The sequence below is a fragment of the Cytobacillus depressus genome (assembly GCF_008923245.1).
GTDB classification, from domain to species: Bacteria; Bacillota; Bacilli; order Bacillales; family Cytobacillaceae; genus Cytobacillus; species Cytobacillus depressus.
Genome location: NZ_WBOS01000002.1, coordinates 578,922 through 591,679 on the forward strand (window position 1 = coordinate 578,922; position 12,758 = coordinate 591,679).

Consider the following 12,758-nt stretch of genomic DNA (forward strand, 5'->3'; position numbering starts at 1 on the left):
GTCTTTTTGCGTAGAAAATAAGTTTTGCGTAAAATGTGTTATACTAATATAATTATAATTTGATGAGGTTCTACCTACTACTGACGCGTTTTTTGCTTTTTTTTTAATAATTTCTATTTCTTTATTACCTAAAAAGTGATATAGTATTTTCGATTAGTAGGAAAGATTGAACATCAGATGTCTGATGTCTCCTTAGAAAATTGGGTGGAGGAACCTGCATGTCAATTAAGTCAGATAACCGGCATTTATATTTACAAGTGATTGATCGCTTAAAGCAGGACATCGAAGAAGGGGTATATAAAGAAAAAGAAAAGCTGCCTTCTGAATTTGATCTTGCAAAGCAACTTGGCGTAAGCCGTGCTACTCTTCGAGAGGCGCTACGTATTCTCGAAGAAGAAAACGTTATCATCCGAAGGCATGGTGTAGGCACATTTGTGAATGCAAAGCCATTGTTTACATCAGGTATTGAACAGTTGAATAGTGTCACTGATATGATTTTGCATGCAGGAATGACGCCGGGAACAATTTTCTTAAGCTCAGTAGCAATTGGGCCGACTGAAGAGGATATTCGACGTTTTTCATGTTCTGCTGACGAGGAGATTGCCGTGATCGAACGGGTAAGAACAGCTAATGGTGAGCCTGTTGTGTATTGTATTGATAAAATACCTGTGAAAATAACTGCTGATACGATTTTTCATGAACAGGAATCTTTATTAAACAATCTAGAAGCTAGGGCAAATCGTAGAATTACGTATGCAATCACTGAAATTGTTCCCCTAGGCTATCACGAAAAAGTTTCTCCAATCTTAGAATGTGATCCTGAAACGGCATTGCTTGTTCTAAAGCAAATGCATTTTGATGAGGCGGATGAACCAATCCTTTACTCAGTCAATTACTTTAGAGCTGATAAATTTAGTTTCCATGTCCTAAGAAAAAGGTTATAGTTTGGATTTGGAAAAATAAAGTTATAGTGTCTCTAAGGATTTTCTACTATCATATTAATTAACTAATAGGGGGTTAATACAATGAAAAAGCGTAAATTTGGTTTAGCTTTATCTCTTGCTTTAGCAGCTGGAACAATTCTAGGTGCATGTGGCAAAGCTGATGAAAAAAATAATGCTAATAATGCTAATGAAGAAAAAAATGAAAATGCTTTCACTGTGGCAATGGTTACAGATGTAGGCGGGGTAGATGATAAATCATTTAACCAATCAGCGTGGGAAGGTCTTAAAGAGTTCGGTGAAAATAACGGACTTAAGGAAGGTAAAGGTGGATATAACTATCTGCAATCTAAGTCTGATGCAGACTATTCAACTAACTTAAACAAACTTTCACGTGAAGGGTTTAGTGTAGTATTCGGTGTTGGGTTCTTAATGGTAGAGGATATCAATACAATTGCTCAGCAACAAAAGGATACTAACTTCGGAATTATCGATGGTGTAGTAGAACAGCCAAACGTTGTAAGCGTATTATTTAAAGAGCAAGAAGCTGCATTCCTTGCTGGTGTTGCTGCAGCAAAAGCTACAAAATCAAACAAAATCGGCTTTATCGGCGGTATGGAAATTCCAGTTATTGAGCGTTTTGAATCCGGTTTCTTAGCTGGTGTTCAAGCTGTAAATCCAGATATTAAAGTAAATGTTCACTATACTGGAGCATTTGATAAAGCTGAGCTTGGAAAAACAACTGCAGCACAAATGTATTCTTCAGGTATTGACGTAATTTTCCACGCAGCTGGCGGTACTGGTAACGGACTGTTTACAGAGGCGAAAGACCTTAAGAAGAAAGACCCGGCACGTGAAATTTGGGCAATTGGTGTTGACTCCGACCAATCAGGCGAAGGTGTCGTTGATATCGGCGGTAAAAACCATAACGTGATTTTAACATCTGCAATGAAAGGTGTTAAACACGCTGTTGTAGATATTTCTGAAAAGGCAAAAGCTGGAGATTTCCCAGGCGGTCAAACTTTAGTTTATGGGTTAGCTGAGGAAGGTGTAAATTTAGCACCAATCAATGATGAAGTTTCTACAAAGGCTGATATTGAAGCAGCGGTTAAAGAATGGTCTGAAAAAATTAAGCTTGGTGAAGTTAAAGTTCCTGGTACAAAAGACGAACTTAAAGAATTTAAAGTTCAGTAATAATAAATTAGAAGGAATAAGCGGGTCTTTAGAACCGGCCCCTTATTCCTTTTAACATTCTCTTTAAATAGAAATTTAATTGAAGTATAGAATGAATGGTCTATATTTCACTTAAAGTTTTATTGAAAGAAAGTGTATTGAATATGGCTTTATTCACTACATGGGTCAAATTTTGAGCGAATGCTCTGAAAGGTCCCAATCTTTAAGACTATCATTTTATTGGTAAAGGTCTGACATCTTACTACCTAAATCTTCCTTTTATTTTTGACCAAGGAGTGAAAGAAATGGAATATGTAATTGAAATGCTCAATATCCGTAAAGAATTCCCTGGAATTGTCGCGAACGATAACATAACCCTGCAACTAAAAAAAGGTGAAATTCATGCACTGCTAGGGGAAAATGGTGCTGGAAAATCAACGTTAATGAATGTCCTTTTCGGATTATACCAGCCAGAACAAGGAGAAATTCGCGTGAATGGGAATCCTGTCAAAATTACGAATCCTAATATTGCGAATGATCTTGGGATCGGAATGGTACATCAGCATTTCATGCTAGTTGATCCGTTTACTGTCACTGAAAATATTATTCTCGGAAAAGAAACAACATCCGGGGGAAAGATTGATATTAAAAAAGCGGAAAATGACGTGCGAGAAATCTCTGAAAGATATGGACTAGCTGTCGATCCGCAGGCGAAAATTGCCGATATTTCCGTCGGTATGCAGCAAAGGGTTGAAATCCTAAAAACTTTATATCGCGGGGCTGAAATTCTCATATTCGATGAACCGACAGCCGTTTTAACACCACAAGAGATTCAAGAATTAATTCAAATTATGAAGGCTCTAATTAAAGAGGGCAAATCAATTATCCTCATCACACATAAATTAAAAGAAATTATGGAGGTTTGTGACCGAGTTACCGTTATCCGCAAAGGTGTAGGAATTGGTACGGTAAATGTAAGTGAAACAAATCCAAACGAGCTTGCTAGTTTAATGGTAGGTCGTGAAGTAACTTTTAAGACGGACAAGAAAGAGGGACACCCGAAACAGGATGTTCTAGTTATAAAAGACCTTCATGTGAAGGATGCCCGTGGACTCCCAGCCATAGATGGTTTAAATCTTTCTGTCAAAGCAGGAGAAGTTCTTGGTATTGCCGGAGTTGACGGGAATGGACAAACGGAATTGCTAGAAGCAATTACTGGGCTTAGAAAGTCTGAAAGCGGTTCAATAAAGCTTAATGATAAAGAAATGAGAAATTTGCAGCCTCGAAAGGTAACAGAGTCAGGGGTTGGCCATATCCCTGAAGATCGCCATAAGCATGGTCTTGTACTCGATTTTCCAATTGGAGAAAATATTGCTTTACAAACGTATTACCAGAAACCTTTTTCAAAAAATGGCGTTTTGAATTTTAAAGCAATTTATAAAAAGGCAAAAAGTTTAATAAAGGAATATGATGTCCGGACACCAAGTGAGTTTACACCTGCCCGAGCGCTTTCTGGAGGAAATCAGCAAAAGGCTATTATCGGCCGTGAAATTGACCGAAATCCGGATTTACTCATTGCAGCACAGCCAACAAGGGGACTTGACGTTGGGGCCATCGAATTCATTCATAAACGTTTAATTGAGCAGCGTGATAATGGTAAAGCTGTATTATTATTGTCATTTGAACTGGATGAAATATTAAACGTTAGCGATCGCATTGCCGTTATTTATGAAGGGAAAATTGTTGCAGTTGTTGATCCAAAACAAACGACTGAACAAGAATTAGGATTATTAATGGCTGGATCGAACCGTAAGGAAGCAGGTGAAGTAGCAGATGTCTAATCGCTTGAAAAATATGATAGTTCCCGTGCTTGCTGTCATTTTAGGAATGCTCGTTGGGACCATAATTATGATTGTTACTGGGTACGATGCAGGAGCGGCATTTTATGCACTTTGGGACGGTGCGTTCGGCGATATTTACTATACAGGAGAAACGATCCGACAAGCTACACCTTATATACTTGCCGGATTAGCCGTTGCTTTTGCCTTTAAAACAGGATTATTTAATATTGGTGTAGAAGGACAGCTGATTGTTGGCTGGTTAGCGGCAGTTTGGGTAGGAGTCGCATTTGATTTGCCAAAAATCATTCATTTGCCGTTAGCTGTGTTAGCAGGAGCAGCAGCCGGTGCATTTTGGGCATTTATTCCTGGTATTTTAAAAGCTAGATTTCGAGTTCATGAGGTTATCGTAACCATCATGTTAAACTATGTTGCATTACATGTGTCGAATTATTTTGTTCGTTCGGTCCTATCTGAAAAGAGTGACCGGACACCGAATATTCCTGAAACAGCATCATTAAGATCTTCTCTGCTTGAAGGTTTGACAGATTATTCCCGTTTACACTGGGGGATCGTCATTGCACTTATTTGTGTTTTCTTAATGTGGTTTATTTTAGAAAAAACAACTCGCGGCTTTGAATTAAGAGCCGTTGGTTTAAACCAGCATGCTTCTGACTATGCTGGTATGAATGTTAAATCGAATATCGTTCTATCCATGGTGATTTCCGGAGCATTTGCAGGTTTAGCCGGTACGATGGAGGGATTAGGTACCTTTGGATACTCTGCAGTAAAAAGCGGCTTCACAGGTGTTGGATTTGATGGGATAGCCGTTGCTTTGCTTGGTGGAAATGGTCCAATTGGAATTGTTTTAGCTGCTTTACTTTTTGGCGCTTTAAAGGTAGGAGCATTAAATATGCCGCTTGAGGCAGGCGTTCCGAATGAACTTGTTGATATTATTATCGCGTTAATTGTTTTCTTCGTAGCAGCTAGCTATATGATTCGTATCTTTATTGATCGCATTAGTAAAAAGGGGGCGAAGTAAGTGGGCATCTTAGATATTTTAGCAATCGTCATACCCTCTACAATGCTTTGGGCAGCTCCACTTATTTTCACAGCGTTAGGCGGAACTTTTTCTGAGCGTTCAGGAGTGGTTAACATTGGACTTGAAGGATTAATGGTCATTGGTGCTTTCACAGCAATCGTCTTTAACCTAACATTTGCAAGTACATTTGGAGAATTAACTCCTTGGGTTTCATTATTGGCTGCAATGGTTGTAGGAGCAGTTTTTGCGATATTTCACGCTGTTGCTTCCATTACCTTTAGAGCAGATCAAGTTGTGTCAGGGGTTGCGATCAACTTATTAGCTGTTGGTGCATCATTATTTCTTGTTAAATTTATTTATGGAAAAGGTCAAACAGATATCATTCAAAAAGGCTTTAATAAAATTGATATTCCTGTCTTAAAAGATATTCCAATTTTAGGAGATTTATTTTTCTCCAATACGTATTACACTTCGTACGTAGCAATTATTGCTGCTTTTATCGCGTGGTATGTCATTTTTAAAACGCCATTTGGTCTAAGATTGCGTGCAGTTGGCGAACATCCAATGGCTGCTGATACAATGGGGGTTAATGTAACGAAAATTCGTTATATCGCTGTCATCCTTTCTGGAGCTTTAGGTGGAATTGGCGGGGGAATTTATGCTCAGTCGATTACATCTGATTTCAGCCATGCAACAATTAGCGGTCAAGGATTTATGGCGCTTGCGGCGATGATTTTTGGGAAATGGCATCCGCTTGGTGCAATGGGTGCAGCATTATTTTTTGGATTTGCACAAAGCTTAAGTATAATCGGATCAAGTTTACCATTCTTGGAGAATATTCCAAACGTGTATTTATTAATTGCCCCATATGTATTAACCATCCTTGCCTTAACAGGATTTATTGGACGTGCCGATGCTCCAAAAGCATCTGGTGTTCCATATATAAAAGGATCACGGTAAAACCAAATGCGCAAGCGCCTTGATCACCCTGACAAGCTCAAGCCGAGCCTCTCGGAAAGGTTGTCATTTACCTTTCTGGGAGGATTGGCTTGTGACCTCGTGGTCGACAAAAACGCGACGTCCTGTCGCATTGTCGACACTAGTACGTCCTGTACGTCGGGGTAGGCGCTGGAGCTAGACGTAGACTCAAAGACCTCTTTTTCTCGAAGAGGTCTTTTTTCTATGGTGGTAATTACTTGAAATGTGGAAAATGGGCAAGTTATATTTATAAATAGGATTTGATTCAGAGAAGTTTGAAGAAAATAACCTATACGAAGTTACATATGATAGTAAAGCAAATAATAAATCTAATGGATCGGGAGGATAGTGTAAATGGATATTTTATCAGAATCGGTTAAATCAATGAATGGCTATGAGCTGCATATTGTAAAAACTGAGAAATTTAAAACAAATACTATAGTTTGGAAAATGAAGGCGCCACTGAATAAAGAAACGGTAACAAAAAGGGCTCTTCTGCCATACGTATTACAAAGCAATAGCGCTAATTACCCAACTACCGGTAAACTGCGTTCATATTTAGATGAGCTTTATGGAGCCACATTTTATGTCGATTTGGCTAAAAAGGGAGAGTATCATATTATCAGCTTTTCATTAGAAATTGCTAATGAGAAATTTTTATCAGATAGTACCCCTCTTTTACAGAAGGCTTTTCAATTTTTAGCAGAGGTTTTAACGAAACCAAATGTTCAAGGAAATTCATTTGATAAAGAAACGGTGGAAAACGAAAAAAGAACGTTAAAGCAAAGAATTCAATCTGTTTATGATGATAAAATGCGTTATTCTAACTTTCGCCTTGTTCAAGAAATGTGTGAAGGTGAACCATATGCTCTTCATGTTCATGGCGAAAAGGATGCTGTAGATGGAATTACACCTGAAAGTATTTATCAGTATTATCAAGAGGCGTTAGCTCAAGATGAATTGGATCTGTATGTGATCGGCGATGTAGATGAAGGGGAAGTAGAAGCTGTTGCTCATGAACTATTGCAATTTGAGGCGAGAACACCCAGTAGTGTACAATCCTCTGCGTATGAAAATAAAAATGATGTTGCTGAAGTAATTGAAAGGCAAGAAGTGAAGCAAGGGAAATTGAATATTGGTTATCGGACGAATATTGTATATGGAGACGATGACTATTTTGCCTTGCAAGTTTATAACGGTATTTTTGGCGGATTTTCTCATTCGAAGCTTTTTATTAACGTAAGGGAAAAGGCGAGCCTTGCCTATTATGCGGCGAGCAGATTAGAAAGTCATAAAGGCCTACTAATGGTTATGACAGGCATTGACAATAAAAATTATGATCAAGCGGTTTCGATTATTAAAGAACAAATAGAAGCGATGAAAAAGGGCGATTTTAGCGAGGAAGAGCTTGTACAGACGAAATCTGTTATTAAAAATCAGCTTCTAGAAACGATTGATACAGCGAGAGGCATTGTTGAAGTGCTATATCATAACGTCGTTTCTAAAAAAGAGGTTTCACTTCAAGAGTGGATGGATAAAATGGATCATGCGACAAAGGATGAGATTGTTGCTGTTGCGAAAAAAATCACATTAGATACGATATACTTTTTAACTGGAAAGGAGGAAGGGAAATAATGGAGAAAATTACTTTTGACCAGCTAAAAGAAGAGTTATATTTTGAAAAGCTAGACAACGGTCTTAATGTGTACATTTTGCCGAAAGCAGGCTTTAATAAAACCTATGCAACCTTTACGACGAAATATGGATCCATTGATAATCACTTCCAGCCTCCTGGGAAATCGGAGTTTGTGAAGGTGCCAGATGGGATTGCCCATTTCCTCGAGCATAAGCTTTTTGAAAAAGAAGATGGCGATGTTTTTCAACAGTTTAGTAAGCAAGGGGCGTCAGCGAACGCATTTACATCTTTCACAAGGACCGCTTATTTATTCTCAAGCACTTCCAATGTCGTAAAAAATCTTGAAACATTAATTGACTTCGTTCAATATCCTTATTTTACAGAACAAACAGTCGAAAAGGAAAAGGGAATTATTGGGCAAGAAATCACGATGTATGATGATAATCCGGACTGGCGCCTTTATTACGGATTAATTGAAAATATGTATAAAAATCATCCTGTAAAAATTGATATCGCTGGAACAATCGAAACGATTTCCCATATTACGAAAGACATGCTCTATGAATGCTATCAAACTTTCTACCATCCGAGCAATATGCTTCTTTTCATCATTGGACCTGTAAGTCCGGATGAAATCATGAAGCTTGTGAAAGATAATCAGGCTGCAAAGAATTATAAGGAATTACCAGAAATAAAACGAGAATTTGCGGAAGAGCCGCTAGAGGTAGCGAACAAAAAACAAGTATTAGAAATGAATGTGCAAACATCAAAATGTTTAGTTGGAGTGAAGGCTAAACATGTTAATCAGTCAGGGAGAGAAATGCTGAAGACAGAGCTATGTTTAAATGTGATGCTTGATATTATGTTTGGAAAAAGCTCTGACCATTATAGCTCCCTTTATAAGCAGGGACTAATTGATGATACTTTTTCATACGATTACACGCAGGAAAATGGATTCGGATTTGCGATGGTCGGAGGGGATACGAGGGATCCAGACTTGCTTGCAGAATCCTTAAAACAAATTTTATTAAAAATGAAGGAAAAGGGAACTTTTTCAGATGAAAGTTTAGAGCGGACAAAAAAGAAAAAGATAGGTGCATTTCTACGAGCCGTTAATTCTCCTGAATACATTGCTAATCAATTTACAAGATATGCCTTTAATGAAATGAATTTATTTGATGTCGTTTCGACACTTGAAGAAATTAAATTAGCTGATATTGACATTCTTGCCAATGATTTTATTGCGGAAGAGCGATTTTCCGTTTGTCAAGTGATTCCAAAAGGTTAATAATAAGGAGAAAGCGCCCTTTTGGCGCTTTCTTCCTTTCTGAAATGAATTTGAGCTATAAGCATGGAGTGAAATTAGATGAGAAAATACGCATTAATTACAGGGGCATCTGGAGGAATTGGAGAAGCGATTGCAGTGAAATTAGCGGAGGAGGGCTATCATTTATATTTGCATTACTATGAGAATAAAAAAGCCATTGAAATGCTTTTAGAGCGGCTCCAGCCTTTTGGCGGTGAATATATTCCGATCCAAGCCGATTTATCTTCCAAAAATGGCTATAAAAAGGTCGTTAAAAATATTTTTTCTCTTGATGCCATTATACATAATTGTGGAATTAGCCATTATGGTCTATTAGTTGATCTTGAAGATAGTATGGCCGAAAAGCTAATCAATCTTCATGTTACGACACCTCTTTTGCTGACGAGCCATTTGCTGCCAAAATTATTATCTAAAAGTGGCGGCAATATAATTGTTATCTCTTCTATTTGGGGGCAAACAGGGGCTGCATGTGAAGTTGCCTATTCTACCGTTAAAGGAGCACAGCTATCATTTGTGAAAGCTTTAAGCAAGGAGCTCGCTTTTAATGGGATTAGGGTTAATGCGATTGCACCAGGGGCAGTCCAAACAGCGATGCTCGAAGGATTTTCATTTGATGAGCTTGAAGCGCTCAAACATGAAATTCCGATGGGAAGACTTGCTTCCCCTGAAAATATTGCTGATTCGGTTTCCTTTCTTTTATCAGAAAAATCCTCTTATATTACTGGTCAAGTGCTTGCTGTCAATGGCGGATGGTATACTTAATACGGTATTTGAACGGAATACTGGATGAATATTTTCTCATTGCAATAAACAAAATAACTATGTACAGCAGTGTACAACATAGTTTTTAAAGGAGGAAAATATTCATGTCTGTACTTGATAATTGGCAGCAATGGAAGGAATTTCTTGGTGATCGTCTAGATCAGGGACAGCAGCAGGGAATGAATAAAGATACTGTTAACCATCTTGCTTACCAAATCGGTGATTATTTAGCGAAGCAAGTTGATCCGAAGAACGAACAGCAGCGAGTTCTTTCCGACCTATGGTCAGTTGCTAATAAGGATGAGCAAATGGCTATTGCGAATGTAATGGTTAGACTTGTTGAGAATAACGGCACACAACAATAATAGATGATTGAGAAGAGAGGAGCCTCCTCTCTTTTTTTTGATTGAAAAACCTTTTATTTTTATAAGTTTAGCCTAGTTAATTCTTTCATCTTTTTACAAAATCATTTATTATATAGATGCGCATTCTTTATATATGATAAAAATCGTGTAATATCAAAAAGCAAATGTGCCGAGGAGGTATTTAATTTGAGTAAAACAGAATGGTATTTAGAGTATGAAATACAGAAGAACCGCCCCGGTTTGCTTGGTGATATTTCTTCCCTTTTAGGGATGCTATCCATAAATATTGTTACAATTAATGGTGTTGACGAAGGTCGAAGAGGACTGTTAATTCTTGCAGAAAGCAATGAACAGATTGCGCGCCTAGAGTCAATTTTACATACAATGGACACAATAAGGTTAATTAAGCTCCGAAAACCTAAATTAAGAGACCGCCTAGCTGTTCGCCACGGAAGATACATCCAAAGAGACGCCGATGATAAAAAGACTTTCCGTTTCGTTCGGGATGAGCTTGGACTATTAGTTGATTTTATGGCAGAATTATTTAAGCAAGAAGGGCACAAACTAATAGGAATAAGAGGAATGCCGCGTGTCGGAAAAACTGAATCCATCGTTGCTTCAAGTGTCTGTGCGAATAAACGCTGGTTATTCGTTTCCTCAACTCTTTTAAAACAAACGATTCGTAATCAACTAATTCATGATGAGTATAACGAGAATAATCTATTTATTATTGACGGGATCGTTTCTTCTAGACGTGCAAATGAACGTCATTGGCAGCTCGTTCGTGAAATTATGGCTATGAATGCAGTAAAAGTAGTTGAGCATCCGGATATTTTTATCGAAAACACAGAGTATTCGATTGATGATTTTGATTATATTATTGAGCTTCGTCATGACGCTGAAGAGGAAATAAAATATGATATTGTCGACAAAACAAAAATGATCTCCGAATCCCAATTTGGAGGCTTTGATTTTTAGTAAGTTGGAAGGTGTTATTAATTGTCAGAACTAGGTAACAAGCTTAAAGAAGCCCGCTTGGCTAAAGAATTAAGTCTAGATGATTTACAAGTAGCAACTAAAATTCAGAAACGGTATTTGATTGGAATTGAAGAGGGCAATTATAGTTTGATGCCTGGCCCATTTTATGTACGGGCATTTATTAAACAGTATGCTGAAGCGGTGGGGCTTGAGCCAGAGGAACTATTTGAACAATATAAATCTGAAATTCCCTCTACTATTAATGAGGATATTCCTGAAAAACTATCGCGTGTACAATCAAGAAAGAACCTTAATAACAATGGTTCAAAGGTATTTGATATTCTTCCCAAAATATTAATTGCCGTGTTCTTAATTGCTGCCGCCGCTGTTGCTTATTATTTTGTTGCGAAAAAAGGGGATGGGAATGAAGCTTTAGATCCCGCTAATAAAAGCGGCAGTGAACAAGTAAATCTAGAGGAATCAGAAGGCTTTGCCAAAGACGATGGCAAAGCATTAGAAGAAGAGCCAGCAAAAAATAATGAGGAAACTGGAGTAAATGATAAAACTCAAGAGGAAACGCCTGAGACGAAGCAAGAAATATCTGTTGTTGAATCAAGTGGCAAAAATACGACTTATGAAGTGAAGAACGCCGATAAGTTTGAATTAAAAGTAGTATCAACTGGGGAGACCTGGGTTAATATCTTAAATGGAAAAGGTACTTCTTTTTTTCAAGGAACACTTAAAAAAGGCGGCATAGAGAGCCAAACGCTTGATTTTTCTAAAGAAACAGAAGCAAAGATTATCGTAGGGAATTCATCACAAACAGAAATTTATGTGAATGATGAAAAAGTAGAATTCGCCATTGACCCAGCTAAGTCTGTTCGGCAGGATATTACAATCCGCTACTTACCAAGCATCGAATAGTCATCCTTGGATGACTATTTTTCACTTTTTCGAAGAAATTATGTTAAAGTCAAATGATAAGAATTTATAAGCAGTAAAATTTAAAACTTAATTTGTATTAAAGTATAATACAATATAGAAATAACTTTGTTTGATGAAATATGTGGAATAATATATATCTTCAAGCAAAATTATTAAATGGCTTCACAATTGAATTGGAGGTAAAAAATGAATCTGCCTAATAAAATTACTATCTCAAGGATTTGCCTAATCCCGCTATTTTTGATTATTATGCTCAGTGGTTTTTCGTGGGGAGAGGTAACAATCCTAGGAGCTACCCTTCCTATTACTCATCTTATCGGTGCTTTAGTATTCATATTTGCTTCAGCAACTGACTGGGTGGACGGGTATTATGCTAGAAAGCTTAATCTTGTAACAAACTTTGGGAAGTTTCTTGACCCCCTAGCGGATAAGCTGCTCGTATCTGCAGCATTAATCGTTCTTGTTGAATTAGGTTCTGCCCCATCATGGATCGTTATCATTATCATTAGCCGCGAATTTGCTGTAACTGGATTGCGTCTTCTCCTTGCAGAAGGCGGAGAGGTCGTTGCGGCAAATATGTTAGGTAAAATCAAAACATGGGCACAAATTGTCGCTATTTCCGCATTGCTTTTACATAACATTATATTTGAATTATTTTCTATCCCGTTTGCGGATATTGCTCTTTGGATTGCAATGTTCTTTACCGTTTGGTCTGGCTGGGATTATTTCATAAAAAACAAACAAGTTTTTTCAAATTCTAAATAGATTGGTTT

The 12,758-nt window shown here is 37.6% G+C and carries 12 protein-coding genes; all 12 read left to right on the plus strand.

Translation table 11 applies throughout. The features are described 5' to 3' along the window. Positions 1-218: 218 nt before the first annotated feature. Positions 219-944, plus strand: coding sequence for a GntR family transcriptional regulator (locus F7731_RS08145; RefSeq protein ID WP_151534265.1), 726 nt, complete (start codon positions 219-221; stop codon positions 942-944). 81 nt (positions 945-1,025) lie between these two features. Then, the gene (locus F7731_RS08150; protein WP_151534266.1) at positions 1,026-2,135 is read left to right on the plus strand and encodes a BMP family lipoprotein; all 1,110 of its coding nucleotides are present in this window, start codon (positions 1,026-1,028) and stop codon (positions 2,133-2,135) included. A 284-nt stretch (positions 2,136-2,419) separates the two neighbouring features. Further along, entirely contained in the window at positions 2,420-3,955 is a 1,536-nt protein-coding gene (locus F7731_RS08155; protein ID WP_151534267.1) for an ABC transporter ATP-binding protein, read from the plus strand. Continuing rightward, positions 3,948-4,994, plus strand: coding sequence for an ABC transporter permease (locus F7731_RS08160; protein WP_151534268.1), 1,047 nt, complete (start codon positions 3,948-3,950; stop codon positions 4,992-4,994). Before F7731_RS08155 ends, F7731_RS08160 begins: the two co-directional genes overlap by 8 nt. Beyond that, complete coding sequence (locus F7731_RS08165) at positions 4,995-5,954, plus strand: ABC transporter permease (RefSeq protein ID WP_151534269.1); 960 nt, start codon at positions 4,995-4,997, stop codon at positions 5,952-5,954. It begins immediately after the preceding gene. A gap of 372 nt (positions 5,955-6,326) precedes the next feature. Further along, on the plus strand, positions 6,327-7,607 hold the full coding sequence (yfmF, locus tag F7731_RS08170; protein WP_151534270.1) for an EF-P 5-aminopentanol modification-associated protein YfmF: 1,281 nt from the start codon (positions 6,327-6,329) through the stop codon (positions 7,605-7,607). After that, positions 7,607-8,896, plus strand: coding sequence for an EF-P 5-aminopentanol modification-associated protein YfmH (gene yfmH / locus F7731_RS08175; RefSeq protein ID WP_151534271.1), 1,290 nt, complete (start codon positions 7,607-7,609; stop codon positions 8,894-8,896). Before yfmF ends, yfmH begins: the two co-directional genes overlap by 1 nt. 78 nt (positions 8,897-8,974) lie before the next feature. After that, complete coding sequence (ymfI, locus tag F7731_RS08180; protein WP_151534272.1) at positions 8,975-9,697, plus strand: elongation factor P 5-aminopentanone reductase; 723 nt, start codon at positions 8,975-8,977, stop codon at positions 9,695-9,697. A 104-nt stretch (positions 9,698-9,801) separates the two neighbouring features. Beyond that, positions 9,802-10,062 carry a DUF3243 domain-containing protein gene (locus F7731_RS08185; protein WP_151534273.1) on the plus strand — a complete coding sequence of 87 codons (261 nt, stop codon included), beginning with the start codon at positions 9,802-9,804 and terminating at the stop codon, positions 10,060-10,062. 186 nt (positions 10,063-10,248) lie between these two features. Continuing rightward, the gene (locus F7731_RS08190) at positions 10,249-11,040 is read left to right on the plus strand and encodes a DUF3388 domain-containing protein (protein WP_151534274.1); all 792 of its coding nucleotides are present in this window, start codon (positions 10,249-10,251) and stop codon (positions 11,038-11,040) included. 21 nt (positions 11,041-11,061) lie between these two features. Continuing rightward, entirely contained in the window at positions 11,062-11,964 is a 903-nt protein-coding gene (locus F7731_RS08195; protein ID WP_151534275.1) for a helix-turn-helix domain-containing protein, read from the plus strand. A 207-nt stretch (positions 11,965-12,171) separates the two neighbouring features. Next, the gene (gene pgsA, locus F7731_RS08200) at positions 12,172-12,750 is read left to right on the plus strand and encodes a CDP-diacylglycerol--glycerol-3-phosphate 3-phosphatidyltransferase (protein WP_151534276.1); all 579 of its coding nucleotides are present in this window, start codon (positions 12,172-12,174) and stop codon (positions 12,748-12,750) included. The last annotated feature ends 8 nt before the right edge of the window (positions 12,751-12,758 follow it).